Here is a 15,587-nt window from a genome sequence, read left to right on the forward strand (position 1 = left end):
GCGTCACGGTCCCGCGCGGACGAAAACCCCCAGAGCCGGGGGCAGTGGTGGTCAAGGGTGAAATCCGGTCGAAGTACCGCGCGGGACGGCCGTCCTCCGCCGCACTCTTGACGGCCCGGTGTGGCACTCCGTCAGAATCTGTTCGGTCACGATCAGTTGTGAGTACTTCTGGGCCCTGATGAGGGAGAGCCGCCATGACGGTCACTCGCAGATCGGTTTTGATCGCCTCTACGGCCGCGCCGACGGCCGCATCACTCCTGGCCGCCCCGGCCGCACGCGCCGCCGGGACCGCGGCGGGCACGGCCGGCCGCCACACGGTCGCGCTCCGGGACGGCTGGCGCTTCGCGCTGGTCGACCCCGGCGGGATCACCGACCCGACCGGCGCCTACGCGGACGCCGCCGCACCGGACTACGACGACTCGGCCTGGCGCCAGGTCGCGGTCCCGCACGACTGGAGCATCGAACAGACCCCCACGACGGCCTACGGAACGACCAGCGGCACCGGGTTCTTCCCCGGCGGCCTCGGCTGGTACCGCATCGCCTTCACCCTGCCGCCCGCCTTCGCGGGCAAGCGGATCTCGGTGGAGTTCGACGGCGTCTACATGGACTCCCACGTCCACTGCAACGGCACCGAGGTGGGCCGCCACCCCTACGGCTACACCGGCTTCGCCCTCGACCTCACCGACCTGGTGCACACCGACGGCAGTACGGAGAACGTCATCGCGGTGAAGGTCCAGAACCAGCTCCCCAGCAGCCGCTGGTACTCGGGCAGCGGGATCTACCGCGAGGCCCGGCTGGTGATCACCGACCCGGTCCACGTCGAGCGCTGGGGCACCTACATCACGACCCCGGACATCACCGCGCAGCGGGCCGTCGTCCGTGTGCGGACGTCCGTGCTGAACGAGTCAGGCGCCCCGAGCGAGGTAGAGGTCCGATCGCGGGTCGTCGACCCCGGCGGCCGGACGGCGGCCCGCGCCACCACCACCGTCACCGTCGCCGACCGCGCCACCGAGATCCATGAACTCACCGTCCCCCAGCCGAAGTTGTGGGACATCGGCAGCCCCGGCCACCGCTACACCCTGGAGACCGAACTGCGCGTGGCCGGCCGGACCGTCGACACCCACCGCACCACGTTCGGCATCCGCACCTACCGCTTCGACCCGGACGAGGGCTTCTCCCTCAACGGCACCCCCACCAAGATCAAGGGCGTCGACCTCCACCACGACCAGGGCGCCCTGGGCTCCGCGATCAGCATCGACGCCGTACGCAGGCAGTTGAGCATCATGAAGTCGATGGGTGTCAACGCCTTCCGCACCTCCCACAACCCGCCCTCGCCGCAGATCGTCCAGGCCTGCGAGGAGTTGGGCATCGTGATGATGGTCGAGGCCTTCGACTGCTGGCACACCGGCAAGACGACCTACGACTACCACCGCTTCTTCGACGACTGGTGCGAACGGGACGCCACCGAGATGGTCCTCGCCGCCCGCAACTCGCCCGCCGTGGTGCTGTGGTCCATCGGCAACGAGATCCCCGACTCCACCTCCACCGCCGGACTCGCCATGGCCGACCGCATCATCGGCGCGATCAAGGCGGCGGACGACACCCGTCCGGTCGTCATCGGGTCGAACAAGTACCACGGCGTACCCGCCAAGGGCTCCGCCGCCGACCTGATGCTCGCCAAGCTCGACGGACTCGGCCTCAACTACAACACCGCCAAGTCGGTCGACGCCCTGCACGCGGCCTATCCGAACCTGTTCCTCTTCGAGTCGGAGTCCTCCTCGGAGACCTCCACGCGCGGCGCCTACCAGGAACCGGAGCATCTCAACACCGGCGAGAATTACACCCCGGGCAGACGGGACACCTCTTCGTACGACAACAACCTCGCCTCCTGGACGATGAGCGGCGAGTACGGACACAAGAAGGACCGGGACCGGAAGTGGTTCGCGGGACAGTTCCTGTGGTCGGGCATCGACTACATCGGCGAGCCCACGCCCTACGACGTCTTCCCGGTCAAGGCGTCCTTCTTCGGCGCGGTCGACACGGCCGGCTTCCCGAAGGACATGTACCACCTCTTCCGCAGCCAGTGGGTCGACGAACCCATGGTCCATCTGGTGCCGATGAGCTGGAACCACGAGCCGGGGCACACCGTCGAGGTCTGGGCCTACGCCAACGTGGACACCGTCGAGCTGTTCCTCAACGGAAAGTCCCTGGGCACACGGACGTTCGACACCAAGAAGACCATCGACGGCCGCACCTACCTGGAGACCACCGAGGCCACCGGCGACGACAAGACCTTCACCACCGGCCCCTACCCGGGCAGTTACACCAGTCCTAACGGCAGCGCGGGCAAACTCCACCTGACCTGGCAAGTGCCGTACAAGCCGGGTGAGTTGAAGGCGGTCGCGCGCAGCGGCGGCAAGCAGGTGGCGACGGACGTGCTGCGCACGGCGGGGGCCGCACACGCCGTGCGCCTCACGGCCGACCGCGACTCCCTTGCCGCGGACGGGCGTTCACTGGTGTTCGTGACCGCGGACGTGGTCGACGCCCATGGTGTGGTGGTGCCCGACGCCGAGCATCTGCTCGCCTTCGAGGTGAAGGGCGGGTCCCTGGCCGGGCTGGACAACGGGCGGGAGGAGAGCGCCGAGCGCTATCAGGCCGGCACCCGCACCGCCTTCCACGGCAAGGCACTTGCGATCGTACGGTCCGGTACGGAGGCGGGTGCGCTGAAGGTGACGGCGCGGGCGGCGGGGCTGCGGACCGGCACGGTGACCGTGCGGACGACCCCGGCCCGTTCGGCGGCCGGGACCCCGGCGCCGCACTTCGCGGCCGACCACCCGGCGCCGCCGAACTACCCCTACGCCGACGCCAGTTACTCGGGTCGCCCCGACACGCTCCCGGCCGCCATGCTGGACGGCGAACCGGCCACCGGCTGGTCCAACGCCTTCGCCAAGTCGGCCACGGCCCTGCTGCCCGCCTTCAGCGGTGCCCGTGCGAAGGACTGGGTGTCGGTGGACTGGGGGAGGACGCGGTCCTTCGACCGGGTGGAGGTGTCGTTCACCGTGGACACGCTGCACAGCCTGCCCTCGGCGGTGACGGTCGCGGTGTGGGACGGCCGCGTGTGGGTGCCGGCCGAGGGGACGGCCGTCGACTGGGCCACCGCCTCGGACGCCCCGACCGTCATCACCTTCGACGCCGTGCGCGGATCGCGGGTACGCCTCACGCTGACGAGCGCGCATCCGGGGACGGCCCAAGGGGCGGTGCGGATCGGCAAGTTGGAGGCTCCGGCCGGATAGCGCGGTGGGAGGCACCGTCCGCGTGGGCCGGTGCCTCCCACGTTCCCCCTACTTCAGGTGCCGGGTGAAGAACTGGCCCGCGCTGTCACCCGCGAACTGCGGGACACCGGTGTGGCCGCCCATGTTGGCGTGCAGGGACTTCTCCTTGGAGCCGAAGGCGTCGAACAGGTCCAGGGCCGCCTGCCGGTCGTTGCCCTCGTCGTCCCACTGCAACAGGACGTGCAGGGGGATGGTGATCTGCCGGGCCTCCTCGAACATGGAGCGCGGCACGAGACTCCCGGCGAAGAGACCGGCGGCCGCGATGCGCGGCTCGACCAGCGCGAGCCGGATGCCGATGGAGATCACTCCGCCCGAGTATCCGACCGGACCGCCGATCTCGGGCAGCGCGAGGAGGGCGTCCAGGGCGGCCTGCCACTCAGGGACAGCCTTGTCGACCAGTGGGAGGACGAGGGCTTCGACGATGTCTTCGCCGACCGGTTCGCCGGCCTCCATCGCCCGGCGCAGGTCGGCGCGGGCCTGCTCGATGGCGGGCCAGCGGGGCCGGTCGCCGCTTCCGGGCAGCTCGATGGTGGCCGTGGCGAAGCCCTCCGCCGCGGAGTGCAGGGCCCGGCCCACCAGTCGGGGGTACATCCTGCGCAGCCCGAGGGGAGGGTGGCCGAGGAGGATCAGCGGCACCGGTGCGGACGCGGACGCCGATTCGGGCGTCCACAGGGTGCCGGGGATCTCGCCGAGGGTGAAGTCGCGTTCGAGGACGCCGTCGTCGATACGCCGTTCAGAAGTGAACTGCATGGTCGTGCCTTTCGGGAGAGCTGCTGTACGGCGCTCCCGGACGACCTAGCGTCCGACCGTGACCCCGGAGGAGAGCACCCATGTCGATTCTGTGTTCACGGGTACCACCTCCTCGTTCTCTCGCACGGCCTCCGGAAAGGTAGCAGCGGCCGCCGTGGCCCACCAACGGGTTTTCGCGGAGGCGCCGGCAAGCCGCCGCAACTCTGTCCGGTCCGGACCGTTGACGGAATGTCATGTCTCGAACAGCATGGCCACCGTCCGCACTTGGGAGCGCTCCCATCGCGTGCGTCGCCGGAGCACGCCCCACGTCCACGAGGAGTCCAGACGTGAAACGACGCAGAACGACCCTGCTCGCCGCCACGGCTCTCCTCGCGGCCGCGCTCACCACCCTGCCCGCCGGCCCGGCCGGGGCCGACGAGGTCGAGCAGGTCAGGAACGGCACCTTCGACACGACCAGCGAACCCTGGTGGACGACCAGCAACGTCACCGCCGGCCTGTCCGACGGGCGGCTCTGCGCGGACGTGCCGGGCGGCACGACCAACCGCTGGGACGCCGCCGTCGGCCAGAACGACATCACGCTGGTGAAGGGCGAGTCGTACAAGTTCGCCTTCACGGCGTCCGGTTCGCCCGAGGGGCAGGTGGCGCGGGCGATCGTCGGGCTGTCCGTGTCGCCCTACGACACCTACTACGAGATCAGTCCCGAGCTGAGCGGGTCGGGCAACTCCTATGCGTACACGTTCACTTCGCCCGTCGACACCACACAGGGGCAGGTCGCCTTCCAACTCGGCGGCTCCAGCACGGCCTGGCACTTCTGCATGGACGACGTGTCACTGCTCGGCGGGGTGCCGCCGGAGGTGTACCAGCCGGACACCGGCCCGCGTGTGCGGGTGAACCAGGTCGCCTATCTGCCGGGCGGCCCGAAGAACGCCACGCTGGTGACCGCCTCGACGGCCGTGCTGCCCTGGCAGTTGAAGAACGCGGCGGGTGCGGTGGTCGCGCACGGGCGGACCGTGCCGCGCGGTACCGACGTGGCGTCCGGGCAGAACGTGCAGTCGATCGACTTCGGCTCCTACCGGGGGCGCGGCGAGGGCTTCACGCTGGTGGCGGACGGGGAGACGAGCCGTCCCTTCGACATCGGGACCGCCGCCTACGAGCGGTTGAGACTGGACTCGCTGAAGTACTACTACACACAGCGCAGCGGCATCGCGATACGCGAGGACCTGCGCCCCGGCTACGCCCGCCCGGCCGGTCACCTGAACGTCGCCCCCAACCAGGGCGACGCGAACGTACCCTGCCAACCCGGCCTGTGCGACTACACACTTGACGTCACCGGCGGCTGGTACGACGCGGGGGACCACGGCAAGTACGTCATCAACGGCGGTATCTCCACCTGGGAGTTGCTGAGCACCTACGAGCGCTCGCTGCTGGCCCGCACCGGACAGCCGGGCAAGCTGCGCGACGGGACGCTCGCCATCCCGGAGAGCGGCAACAAGGTGCCGGACGTGCTCGACGAGGCCCGCTGGGAGCTGGAGTTCCTGCTCAAGATGCAGGTCCCGGACGGGCAACCGTTGGCCGGCATGGCGCACGACAAGGTCCACGACGAACAGTGGACCGGGCTCCCGCTGCTGCCGAGCCAGGACCCCCAGAAGCGTGAGCTGCACGCGCCGACCACCCAGGCGACCCTGAACCTTGCGGCCACGGCGGCGCAGGCGGCCCGCCTGTACCGGCCCTACGACCGCGAGTTCGCGGCGAAGGCGCTGAAGGCGGCACGGAAGGCATGGGCGGCGGCGCTGGCCCACCCCACGGTGTACCCGGACCCGAACGACGGCATCGGCGGTGGCGCCTACCCCGACGACAACGCGACCGACGAGTTCTACTGGGCGGCCGCCGAGCTGTATCTCACCACGGGGGAACGGCAGTTCGCGGACCACGTCGTCAACTCCCCGCTCAACACGGCGGACGTCTTCGGCAGCCTCGGCTTCGACTGGGCCCGGACGGCGGCACCGGCCCGCCTCGACCTCGCGACCGTCCCCAGCCGACTGCCGGGCAGGGACCGCATCCGCCGCTCGGTGACCGAAGCCGCGGACACCTACCTGGCCACCCTCCGCACCCAGCCCTACGGCATGCCGTACGCACCGCCCGGCAACCTCTACGACTGGGGCTCCAACAGCCAGATCCTCAACAACGCCCACGTCATCGCCACCGCGTACGACCTCACCGGCGCCACGAAATACCGCGACGGCGCGCTCCAGAGCATGGACTACATCCTCGGCCGCAACGCCCTCAACATGTCGTACGTCACCGGCTACGGCGAGGCCAACTCCCACAACGAACACAGCCGTTGGTACGCCCACGAACTCGACCCGAACCTTCCCAACCCGCCCCCGGGCACCCTTGCCGGAGGCGCCAACTCATCCATCCAGGACCCGTACGCCCAGAGCAAACTCACCGGCTGCGTCGGCCAGTTCTGCTACATCGACGACATCCAGTCCTGGTCGACCAACGAGACGGCGGTGAACTGGAACGCGGCGCTGGCGTGGATGGCTTCGTTCGTGGCGGATCAGGGATGATCCGTGGATGGGCAGATTCGCCGAGGTCGTCGTGCTGGCCCTCAGCGCGCACGAGGTGATGGAGCCGCTGACCCGGGACGATCCGGGGCGCACCTGGCGGGGCCGCTTCGTGCCGATCCGGAGCCAGTGGGGTACGTCGTTCGGAGTCGGCTGGGCCGTGGAGTTCGAGCGCATGCGCCCGAGGGAAGGGCCACCTCCGGGATCCGCGGCCCGCCTGGTAGCGGCCGTCAGGGCTCACGCTCGACCAGTTCCCTCGGCCGCTTGTGCGCGGTCAGGGTGTGGAGTTCCGCCTGGTCGAGTGGCTCGTGCACCTCTACGTACTCGCCGTGTGGCAGGCGTTTGATCACGCCGGTCTCGCGGCCGTGCAACACCAGTTCCGTGTCGCGGAGTTGGAGGCCGAGGCAGATGCGGCGGGTGATCGCGAAGGCGAGTGCGGGGACGGCGAACACCGCTACCCGTACCGCCCACGTCACGGTGTTGATGGACAGGTGGAGGCGGGTCGCCACGATGTCGTTGCCGCCGCCGGCCAGGAGGACGAGGTAGAGGCTGATCCAGGCGACGCCGATGCCCGTGCGGGTGGGGCCGTTGCGGGGGCGGTCCAGGAGGTGGTGTTCGTGTTTGTCGCCCGTACGCCAGGACTCCAGGAACGGGTACACGCCGATGAAGACCAGAAGGAGTGGGAAGACCACGATCGGGATCAGCACCCCCAGCACCAACGTGTGGCCCCACAGCGTGACTTCCCAGCCCGGCATGACACGGACCAGGCCCTCCGCGAAGCCCAGGTACCAGTCGGGCTGGGCGCCGGTGGAGACCTGGTCGGCGCGGTAGGGGCCGTAGGACCAGACGGGGTTGATCGACGCCACCGCCGCGACGACGGTGATGGCGCCGAAGACCAGGAAGAAGAAGCCGCCCGCCTTGGCGAGGTAGACCGGCATGAACGGGGCGCCCACCACGTTGCGTTCGGTGCGGCCGGGGCCCGCGAACTGGGTGTGCTTGTGGTAGACGACCAGGAGGATGTGGACGACCACCAGGGCCGCCATGATGCCGGGGATCAGGAGCACGTGGAGCGAGTAGAAGCGGGACACGATGTCGTGGCCGGGGTACTCGCCGCCGAACAGGAACATCGACAGGTACGTTCCGACGATCGGGACCGAGAGCAACGCGCCGTCGACGAAGCGCATCCCCGTGCCCGACAGCAGGTCGTCCGGCAGTGAGTAGCCGAAGAGGCCCTCGAACAGCCCGAGGAACAACAGGGTCCAGCCGAACAGCCAGTTGATCTCGCGCGGCTTGCGGAACGAGCCCGTGAAGAAGTGCCGCATCATGTGCGTCAGCATCGCGGCGATGAAGACCAGCGCCGCCCAGTGGTGCAACTGCCGGATCAGCAGCCCGCCTCGCACGTCGAAGCTGAGATGCAGCGTCGAGGCGTACGCGTCGGACATCCGGATGCCGTTCAGGGGGACGTAACTCCCGTGGTACGTCACCTCGTTCATCGACGGATGGAAGAAGAGGGTGAGATACACGCCGGTGAGGATCAGCACCACGAAGCTGTACAGGCAGATCTCGCCGAGCAGGAACGACCAGTGGTCCGGGAACACCTTGCGCAGGTACTGCTTGCCGAGGGAGTAGATGCCGAGCCGGCCGTCGAACCAGTCGGCGACGCGCTCGCCCCGCGACGGGTCGGGAGTGGCGGTCATGCCTCGTCCTCCTCGTCCGCGTCCTTGTGCACATGCGTGAGCTTCTCGGGGTTGGTCACGATGTACACCCCGGACACCTGGTCGCCCTCGGGCGTGAGGTCCATGACCATCACCGCGTACGGCGAGTCGCCCTCGAACAGCACCGCCGCGTCGTCGCCGTTGACCCGCCGGAACCGCAGCTCCAGCTCCTGCGGCCGGTGCCTGGCCGCGAAGGAGTTGATGAGGCGGACGGCCTTGTCCCGGCCGTGCACCGGGCGCAGTCCGGCCGGCCTGCGCTTGCCGCCGCTGTCGGTCCACACCGTGACGTCCGGGGCGAGGATCTCCATCAGCGAGGCGATGTCCCCGCCGACGGCGGCCCGCACGAACCGTTCGGTCGCCTCCCGCCGTACCCGCGGATGCGCCTCGTACAGCGGCCGCCGCGCGTGCACATGGTCCCGCGCCCGGTGCGCGAGCTGTCGTACGGCGGCCGGGGTGCGGTCGAGGACCTCCGCGATCTCGGTGTGGGCGTACCCGAACACCTCGTTGAGGACGAAGACCGCCCGCTCCAGCGGGCTCAGCGACTCCAGGACGACCAGCATGGCCAGCGACACGGACTCGGCGCGCAACGCCGGGTCCTCGGTGTCGTCGGCCTGGTCGACCAGCGGTTCCGGCAGCCACGGGCCGACGTAGGTCTCGCGGCGGCGGTTGACCGTCGCGCGGCGCTGGAGCGCGTGATTGACGGCGATCCGGACGAGATAGGCGCGCGGGTTGGCGACGCTGTCGAGCGGGGCGCGCCGGGCGCGGGACGTCCAGGACAGCCAGGTCTCCTGGAGGACGTCGTCGGTGTCGGCGACGCTGCCCAGCATGTTGTAGACGAGGCCGAACAGCAGCTCCCGATGGTCCATGAAGACATCGGTCGCCTCTTCGGTGACAGCGATCTCGGACATAGGTGCGCCTCCCCAGTGGCGTGCTCACTACTGCGAGGGGTGGCGGGGGCCGGAATGTGACAGCCGACGGGCGGAATGTGACGTACGTCTCGGTGAATGGGCGCGGTGTCACACCGGCCAGTCGCACCGCCCTCTTGAACGCGAGTCCTACGCAAGGAGACCGACATCGTGTTCAAGAAGTGGCACGGCAACCCCTGGGCGATCCTCGTCACGCTCTCGCTCGGGTTCTTCATGACCCTCCTCGACCTCACGATCGTGAACATCGCGATCCCCCAGCTCGGAGCCGACCTCGACGCCTCCCTCGACGAGATCCTGTGGATCGTCAACGCCTACACCCTGGCGCTGGCCGTCCTGTTGATCACCGGCGGACGCCTCGGCGACCTGCGCGGCAAACGCAATCTGTTCGCAGCCGGAGTCACCCTCTTCACCCTGGCCAGCCTCGCCTGTGGCCTCGCGCAGGACCCGGCGCAGCTCATCGGGTTCCGCGCGGTGCAGGGGTTGGGCGCGGCGCTGCTGATGCCGCAGACCCTGTCGATCATCGCCGAGGTGTTCCCGGCCGACCGGCGCGGCGTGGCGACGGGCATCTGGGGCGCCGTGGCAGGAGTGTCCGGCGCGCTCGGCCCGATCCTCGGCGGGGTGCTCATCACCCATCTGTCCTGGCGCTGGATCTTCTTCGTCAACCTGCCGATCGGCGCCCTGGTGCTCGTGCTGACCATGGCGATCATCCCGGGCACCCGACGCACCGTACGGCGCCGCTTCGACACCCTCGGCGTCACCCTCGCCTCAACTGCCCTGTTCTGCCTGGCCTTTGGGCTGACGGAGGGACAGCGGTACGACTGGAACGCCGGGATCTGGACCCTGTTCGGCGTGGCCGCCGCCCTCTTCGCCGGCTTCCTGCTGCACGAGCGCGGACAGCAGGACGGCGAACCCCTCGTCCCCTTCTCGCTCTTCCGGGACCGCAACTTCAGTCTCATCAACTTCGTCGGCGTCACCGTGTCGTTCGGCGTGGTCGGGATGTTCCTGACGCTGACGATCTACCTCCAGTCCGTGCTCGGCTTCAGCGCCCAGAAGGCGGGTCTGGTCCTGCTGCCGGTGGCGCTCGGCTCGTTCGTCATGGCCGGCCCCGCCGGAGCGCTCGCGGACAAGATCGGCGGCAAGTTCATCCTGATGAGCGGGCTGCTCGCCTGGGCGGGCGGCCTGGTCTGGGTCGTCGGCGTCGCGGACGTCGGCACGCACTGGCCGGCCATCGCCCTGCCGCTGTTCCTCACGGGTCTCGGCGTCGGCTGCACCTTCGCCCCCATGGCCACCGAGGTCATGCGCAACGTCCCGCCCCGGCTCGCCGGCGCCGCCTCCGGGGTCACCAACGCGCTCCGCCAGGTCGGTTCGGTACTCGCGGGCGCCGTCATCGGCGCGGTGCTCCAGGCCCGGCTCGCGTCGACGCTCACCGACCAGGCGCAGGCACGAGCAAGTCAACTCCCCGCCGCCTACCGGGAGTCGTTCGTCTCCGGCTTCGCCAAGTCGGAGTCCGACATCGGTGCAGGGCAGCAGGGCGGCTCGCCGTCCGGCGTCCCGCACGACATCGCCGAGCGGATGCGCGCCCTCGCCGGACAGGTCTTCGGCCATGGCTTCGTCGACGCGATGGGCTCCGCCGTGTACGTCTCCGCCGCCGTCCTGCTCACCGGCGCGCTGGCCTGTCTCGCCGTACGACGACACAACGGGCCGTCCGCCAATCCGCACGCTCTGCCCGTGTCCGAGCCCGAGTTGAAGGAAGCCGCGCGATGACCATCGACTTCACGCCCATGTACGCCTCCCACGACGCCTTCCGGCGCGACCTGGAACGGCTCGCCGCGGCGGTCGCCGAGGACCGGGCGCACACCGCTCCCGTTCTCGCCGGGTGGGAGAACTTCACGCACCAACTGCACATCCACCACACCGCCGAGGACAGCGACCTGTGGCCACGCGTCCGCACGCGGATCGAGGGGCGTTCGCGGGACCTCGGGATGCTCGACGACATGGAGGCGGAGCACGGCCGTATCGACCCGTTGCTGGCCGCGGTGGACGCCGCGCTGGCCGACCGGGCGTCCGAACTCCCCGATCTCGTACGGGCGTTGCGGGCCACCCTCGACGACCACCTCAAGCACGAGGAGGACAGCGCGCTGCCGCTGATGGGGGAGGTGCTGACCGACGCGGACTGGGCGGCCTTCACCGGACGGCTGCGCGAGACCCAAGGGCTGCGCGGGGCCGCGGTGTTCGTGCCCTGGCTCGTCGACGGGGTGCCGACGGCGGACCGGGACCGGTTCCTGGGGGCGTTCCCGCCGCCGGTGCGGGTGCTCAACCGGCTGTTCTGGGAGGGGAGTTACCGACGCCGGGGGCTGTGGGCCGTCCGATAGGGCCGCCGGTCGCTAGGTGGCGTCGTGGAACACCAGCCCCAACGCGTGCCGTCGGCCGGAGCGGACGGTGCTCACCCCGTGCCGCATCGCCCCGGCCGACCAGCCGCGCTTCGTCCGCACCGGCCGGTCCCGGGTGGTGAACACCAGGCCGTGGCCCTGCCGCAGCGGGGTCGCGGTGCCCCGGGACTGGGCCCGGGGCCGCTGCTCGACCATCAGGAACTCGCCGCCCGTGTAGTCGGTGCCGTACTCGTCCAGGCCGATCACCACCTGGAGCGGGAAGACCAACTCGCCGAACACATCGCGGTGCAGCGCGTTCCAGTCGCCCTGGCCGTAGCGCAGCAGGATCTGCGCCGAGCGGTCCTGCCCGGCCCGGTGGCAGCGCTCCAGCCACTCCTCCAGCGTGTCCGGCCAGGGGGCCGGGCGGTCGAGCCGGGCCGCCCAGTCCCGGGCGATCGGCAGCAGGCGCGGGTAGAGCGCGGCGCGCAGGGCGGCTACCGGTGAGGGCAGGTCGTGCGTGAAGTAGCGGTACTCGCCGGAGCCGAACCGGTGCCGGGCCATGTCGACCGTGGTACGGAACAGCTCGGGCTTCTCGTACAGCGCGGCCAGCTCGCGGCACTCGGCCGGCGTCAGCAACCGCGCGGTCGGCGCGCTGCCGTAGAGGTCCAACTCCTTAGCCAGAGCTGACCAGTTGGTGCGATCCATGACTACTCCCTCCTCGTCCCGGCCGGCCATCAGTCGAGCATCGGCTGCAACGCGCCCTCGTGCGTCAGCAGCCGCACCTTGCGCTCGACCCCGCCGGCGTACCCGCGCATCGAGCCGTCCGCGCCGATCACCCGATGGCACGGACGCACCAGCAGCAGCGGGTTGGCCCCGATCGCCGCGCCCACCGCCCGGACCTCGCCGCGCGGCACCCTGAGCCGCCCGGCGAGCACGCCGTACGTCGTCGTGGTGCCGTACGGGATCTCGTCCAGGGCCCGCCACACCCGCTGCTGGAACTCCGTTCCCTCGGCGGCGAGCGGGAGTTGGAAGCGGGTGAGGTCTCCGGCGAAGTACGCGGACAGTTGCCGGGCGACGTCGGCGAAGGCCGGGTCGTCGTGTCGCGGGTCGGCACCCGTACTCGGGCGGTCGGTCATGGAGAGGGAGGTGAGCGTGGTGCCGTGTGCCGAGGTCTTGCCGGTCAGGAGCAGCTCGCCCAGTGGACTGTCGATGACTGTCTGGATGGTGGTCATGTGGTCGAGTCTGCTCCGGTACGGCGGCCGGGTCCGGCGGGATTCGGACATGGTGTTGGGACTCTCTTGGTACCGCACGGAATGCCTCTTGACCTGGTGATATTTACGGGTGAGTACCCGAGCGGTACGGTGTGGGCATGCCAGCTCTCAACGTGGAGTTCAGCGAGCGCGAGCTAGAGGACCTGCGGCAGATCGCCAAGGAGCGCGGTACGTCGATGAAGGCGCTCGTGCGGGAGGCGGCGGCGGCCGACATCGCCAGGCACCGGGCGCTTCAGGAGGGTGCGGAGGCCTTCCGCCGGTTCTTCGCGACACACGCCGACGAATTCGCCGCCGCGTTTCCCGACGACGAACCGTCGGCCAAGGGCGAGGGGCGGGTCGCCTGACGTATGCCCGCCGCTATCCATATCGACGTGCCCTGGCTGCTCCAGCGCCATGAGGAAGTCCTCCCGGACCAGCCCACCATCAACGACTTCTCCGCGTTAGTGGCAGCGGTCGCCCGGCACCGGGTCGATCCGCCCCGCCTCGGCGTCGACTCCGACCCGGCCTGGCGGGCCACCGCCCTGCTGCACACCCTCGCCCTGCTCAAGCCCCTGCCCTCGGCCAACGCCCGGTTCGCCTGCGCCACCGCGGTCGCCTATATGTTCGTCAGCGGCGTCGGCATCGATCCGCCCTACGGCGCCCTCGTCGACCTCACCCGCGACCTGATCTCCGGCAAGACGGATGTCTACGGCGCGGCCGACCGGCTGCGGTCCTGGCAGATCTGACAGAGCCGAGGTGTCACGGCTCCTCGTCGAGGCGGGCGGCCTCCTCGTGGGCCCGCGGGTTCTCCTCGCGCGGTCCCTCGCCGGACGCGGCGAGGCTGCCCAGCAGACCCAGCAACTCCGCGCTGCGGCCGGCCGGTTCGGCGTGGAAGACGACCACGTTCAGCCCGTCCGTGCCCGGGATCTCGAACTTGTTCGACCGCAGCTCGAAGTCGCCGACCATCGGGTGGTGGAGGAGGCTGGTCCGGCCGAGCATCGGCCGTACCTCGTGCCGGCTCCACAGTGACCGGAAACGGTCACTGCGCACGGACAGCTCACCCACCAGCTCCACCAACCGCGGATCGTCCACGTCGGGACCGATGTGGCCGCGCAGGGTCGCCACGCCCTCGGCGGTCAACTCCTCCCAGTCGCGGCGCAGTTCACGCTCGGCCGGGTCGAGGAACACGGCCCGCAGCAGGTTCACGCCCGGCATGTAGTTCGGTGACAGCGCCCGGCACAGCGCGTTCGAGGCGAGGCAGTCCGTGAACCGGTTCTGCACATACGCGGGATGCCCGGTCCAGGTGTCCAGCAGCTCACGGACGCTCGCCGGCACCGCCTCGGGCCGCCTGGCCCGTCTGCGCGACACGGCCGGCCGCTCCGGCCGCGCCAGGCTCAGCAGGTGGGCGGTCGCGGAGGCGTCCAGGCGCAGCACCCGGGCCAGCGCCTCCAGCACCTGCACGGACGGATTGCGGTCCCGGCCCTGCTCCAGACGCAGGTAGTAGTCCGAGCTGATGCCGGCCAGCAGGGCGACCTCCTCCCGGCGCAGCCCGGGGACTCTGCGCAGGCCACCGCCGCTCAGGCCCACGTCCTCGGGCCGGACCCGCTCACGGCGGGCCCGCAGAAACTCACCGAGCGCGTTCTTGCTGTCCACACCCACCACCGTAGATCCGAATCCGCGCAGGTGGGTGTCCCTGTCGCTCCCAGGAACATCCGGGTACTGCCTGTCAGGCCGGGACCGGCGCAGAGTCGGTGACAGGACCCCACCTACCCATCGAAAGGCACGCCATCATGGCCGACACCGTTTCCGGCGGCACCCTCACCCTCGCCGACGACCTCACCATCACCCGCATGGGATACGGCGCCATGCAACTGGCCGGCCCGCACGCCTTCGGACCGCCCAATGACCGCGCCGAAGCGGTTGCCGTCCTGCGGGAGGCCGTCGAGCGGGGCATCACGCACATCGACACCAGCGACTTCTACGGCCCCGTCGTCGTCAACGAGATCATCAGGGAGGCCCTCCACCCCTACCCGGACGACCTGCACCTGGTGACCAAGGTCGGCGCCCGGCGTGGCCCCGACAGCAGTTGGATCATGTCCCGGCATCCGGAGGACCTCAAGGCGCAGGTTTACGACAACCTGCGCAACCTCGGACTCGACGCACTCGACGTGGTCAACCTCCGGGTCGGCGGGCTCGACCGCGCCGACGAGGAGTCGATCGGCGACAAGTTCGGCGCCCTGGCCGAGTTGCAGAAGGCGGGGCTGATCCGGCACCTCGGGCTCAGTACGGTCTCCGCCGACCAACTCGCCGAGGCCCGGGCCATCGCCCCGGTCGTCACCGTGCAGAACCTGTACAACCTGGCCAACCGGCAGGACGACGCCCTCGTCGAGCGGTGCGCCGCGGAGAACATCGCGTACGCCGCGTACTTCCCGCTCGGCGGCTTCACCCCGCTCCAGTCGCAGGTGCTCTCCGACGTGGCCGCCCGCTTGGACGCCTCGCCCCAACAGGTCGCCCTGGCCTGGCTGTTGCAGCGCTCGGCCACCACCGTCCTCATCCCGGGCACCTCGTCCCGCGCCCATCTGCGCGACAACATCGCCGCCGCGGACCTGGTGCTGCCGGCCGACGCGATCGCCGAACTCGACACCATCGGCTGAGATGAGGGCGGGGGTGGGCCACCC

At 70.1% G+C, this 15,587-nt stretch carries 13 protein-coding genes; 7 read left to right on the forward strand and 6 right to left on the reverse strand.

What is annotated here, in order from left to right:
- Nucleotides 1–194 precede the first annotated feature (194 nt).
- The gene (locus ABZT04_RS30610) at nt 195–3,293 is read left to right on the forward strand and encodes a glycoside hydrolase family 2 TIM barrel-domain containing protein (protein WP_356060223.1); all 3,099 of its coding nucleotides are present in this window, start codon (nt 195–197) and stop codon (nt 3,291–3,293) included.
- Nucleotides 3,294–3,341: 48 nt separating this feature from the next.
- Here ABZT04_RS30610 and ABZT04_RS30615 read toward each other — a convergent pair whose 3' ends face one another.
- Nucleotides 3,342–4,082: an alpha/beta hydrolase gene (locus ABZT04_RS30615; RefSeq protein ID WP_356060224.1), complete on the reverse strand. Its 741-nt coding sequence runs from the start codon at nt 4,080–4,082 to the stop codon at nt 3,342–3,344.
- A gap of 326 nt (nt 4,083–4,408) precedes the next feature.
- On the opposite strand from ABZT04_RS30615, the gene ABZT04_RS30620 reads away from it, so the two are divergent.
- Nucleotides 4,409–6,652 (forward strand): glycoside hydrolase family 9 protein, encoded by a 2,244-nt coding sequence (locus ABZT04_RS30620; protein ID WP_356060225.1) that lies wholly within the window; start codon nt 4,409–4,411, stop codon nt 6,650–6,652.
- Between the two features lie 227 nt (nt 6,653–6,879).
- Here the strand turns inward: ABZT04_RS30620 and ABZT04_RS30625 are convergent, their stop codons facing one another.
- Together ABZT04_RS30625 and sigJ are read right to left on the reverse strand one after the other, a co-directional pair.
- Complete coding sequence (locus ABZT04_RS30625) at nt 6,880–8,346, reverse strand: cytochrome bc complex cytochrome b subunit (protein ID WP_356060226.1); 1,467 nt, start codon at nt 8,344–8,346, stop codon at nt 6,880–6,882.
- Nucleotides 8,343–9,272 (reverse strand): RNA polymerase sigma factor SigJ, encoded by a 930-nt coding sequence (sigJ, locus tag ABZT04_RS30630; RefSeq protein WP_356060227.1) that lies wholly within the window; start codon nt 9,270–9,272, stop codon nt 8,343–8,345. Before sigJ ends, ABZT04_RS30625 begins: the two co-directional genes overlap by 4 nt.
- Before the next feature lie 168 nt (nt 9,273–9,440).
- Here sigJ and ABZT04_RS30635 point away from each other — a divergent pair, with 168 nt between their 5' ends.
- On the forward strand, nt 9,441–11,054 hold the full coding sequence (locus ABZT04_RS30635) for a DHA2 family efflux MFS transporter permease subunit (RefSeq protein ID WP_356060228.1): 1,614 nt from the start codon (nt 9,441–9,443) through the stop codon (nt 11,052–11,054).
- Nucleotides 11,051–11,662, forward strand: coding sequence for a hemerythrin domain-containing protein (locus tag ABZT04_RS30640; protein ID WP_356060229.1), 612 nt, complete (start codon nt 11,051–11,053; stop codon nt 11,660–11,662). The genes ABZT04_RS30635 and ABZT04_RS30640 overlap by 4 nt, the downstream gene beginning before the upstream one ends.
- A 12-nt stretch (nt 11,663–11,674) precedes the next feature.
- Here the strand turns inward: ABZT04_RS30640 and ABZT04_RS30645 are convergent, their stop codons facing one another.
- Both ABZT04_RS30645 and ABZT04_RS30650 read right to left on the reverse strand, forming a co-directional pair.
- Nucleotides 11,675–12,364, reverse strand: a complete 690-nt coding sequence (locus ABZT04_RS30645; protein WP_356060230.1) for a 2OG-Fe(II) oxygenase — start codon at nt 12,362–12,364, stop codon at nt 11,675–11,677.
- A 29-nt stretch (nt 12,365–12,393) separates the two neighbouring features.
- Nucleotides 12,394–12,891 (reverse strand): methylated-DNA--[protein]-cysteine S-methyltransferase, encoded by a 498-nt coding sequence (locus ABZT04_RS30650; protein WP_356060231.1) that lies wholly within the window; start codon nt 12,889–12,891, stop codon nt 12,394–12,396.
- A gap of 137 nt (nt 12,892–13,028) precedes the next feature.
- On the opposite strand from ABZT04_RS30650, the gene ABZT04_RS30655 reads away from it, so the two are divergent.
- On the forward strand, nt 13,029–13,274 hold the full coding sequence (locus ABZT04_RS30655; protein WP_355911205.1) for a hypothetical protein: 246 nt from the start codon (nt 13,029–13,031) through the stop codon (nt 13,272–13,274).
- A gap of 3 nt (nt 13,275–13,277) precedes the next feature.
- A complete protein-coding gene (locus ABZT04_RS30660) occupies nt 13,278–13,655 on the forward strand; it encodes a toxin Doc (RefSeq protein WP_355911208.1) in 378 nt (125 codons plus the stop codon).
- Nucleotides 13,656–13,668: 13 nt separating this feature from the next.
- On the opposite strand, the gene ABZT04_RS30665 is transcribed toward ABZT04_RS30660, so the two are convergent.
- The gene (locus ABZT04_RS30665) at nt 13,669–14,562 is read right to left on the reverse strand and encodes a helix-turn-helix transcriptional regulator (RefSeq protein ID WP_356060232.1); all 894 of its coding nucleotides are present in this window, start codon (nt 14,560–14,562) and stop codon (nt 13,669–13,671) included.
- Nucleotides 14,563–14,699: 137 nt separating this feature from the next.
- On the opposite strand from ABZT04_RS30665, the gene ABZT04_RS30670 reads away from it, so the two are divergent.
- Nucleotides 14,700–15,563, forward strand: coding sequence for an oxidoreductase (locus ABZT04_RS30670; RefSeq protein WP_356060233.1), 864 nt, complete (start codon nt 14,700–14,702; stop codon nt 15,561–15,563).
- Nucleotides 15,564–15,587 lie beyond the last annotated feature (24 nt).

It is taken from the genome of Streptomyces sp. NPDC005492 (assembly GCF_040605995.1).
In the GTDB taxonomy this organism is placed as follows: Bacteria; Actinomycetota; Actinomycetes; order Streptomycetales; family Streptomycetaceae; genus Streptomyces.

Excerpts from the sequence above, each read along its gene's own strand:
- ABZT04_RS30660 (WP_355911208.1), top strand. The coding sequence starts at position 13,278 with ATGCCCGCCGCTATCCATATCGACGTGCCCTGGCTGCTCCAGCGCCAT.
- ABZT04_RS30615 (WP_356060224.1), bottom strand. The coding sequence starts at position 4,082 with ATGCAGTTCACTTCTGAACGGCGTATCGACGACGGCGTCCTCGAACGC.
- ABZT04_RS30640 (WP_356060229.1), top strand. The coding sequence starts at position 11,051 with ATGACCATCGACTTCACGCCCATGTACGCCTCCCACGACGCCTTCCGG.
- ABZT04_RS30645 (WP_356060230.1), bottom strand. The coding sequence starts at position 12,364 with ATGGATCGCACCAACTGGTCAGCTCTGGCTAAGGAGTTGGACCTCTAC.
- ABZT04_RS30625 (WP_356060226.1), bottom strand. The coding sequence starts at position 8,346 with ATGACCGCCACTCCCGACCCGTCGCGGGGCGAGCGCGTCGCCGACTGG.
- ABZT04_RS30650 (WP_356060231.1), bottom strand. The coding sequence starts at position 12,891 with ATGACCACCATCCAGACAGTCATCGACAGTCCACTGGGCGAGCTGCTC.
- ABZT04_RS30670 (WP_356060233.1), top strand. The coding sequence starts at position 14,700 with ATGGCCGACACCGTTTCCGGCGGCACCCTCACCCTCGCCGACGACCTC.
- ABZT04_RS30655 (WP_355911205.1), top strand. The coding sequence starts at position 13,029 with ATGCCAGCTCTCAACGTGGAGTTCAGCGAGCGCGAGCTAGAGGACCTG.
- ABZT04_RS30610 (WP_356060223.1), top strand. The coding sequence starts at position 195 with ATGACGGTCACTCGCAGATCGGTTTTGATCGCCTCTACGGCCGCGCCG.
- sigJ (WP_356060227.1), bottom strand. The coding sequence starts at position 9,272 with ATGTCCGAGATCGCTGTCACCGAAGAGGCGACCGATGTCTTCATGGAC.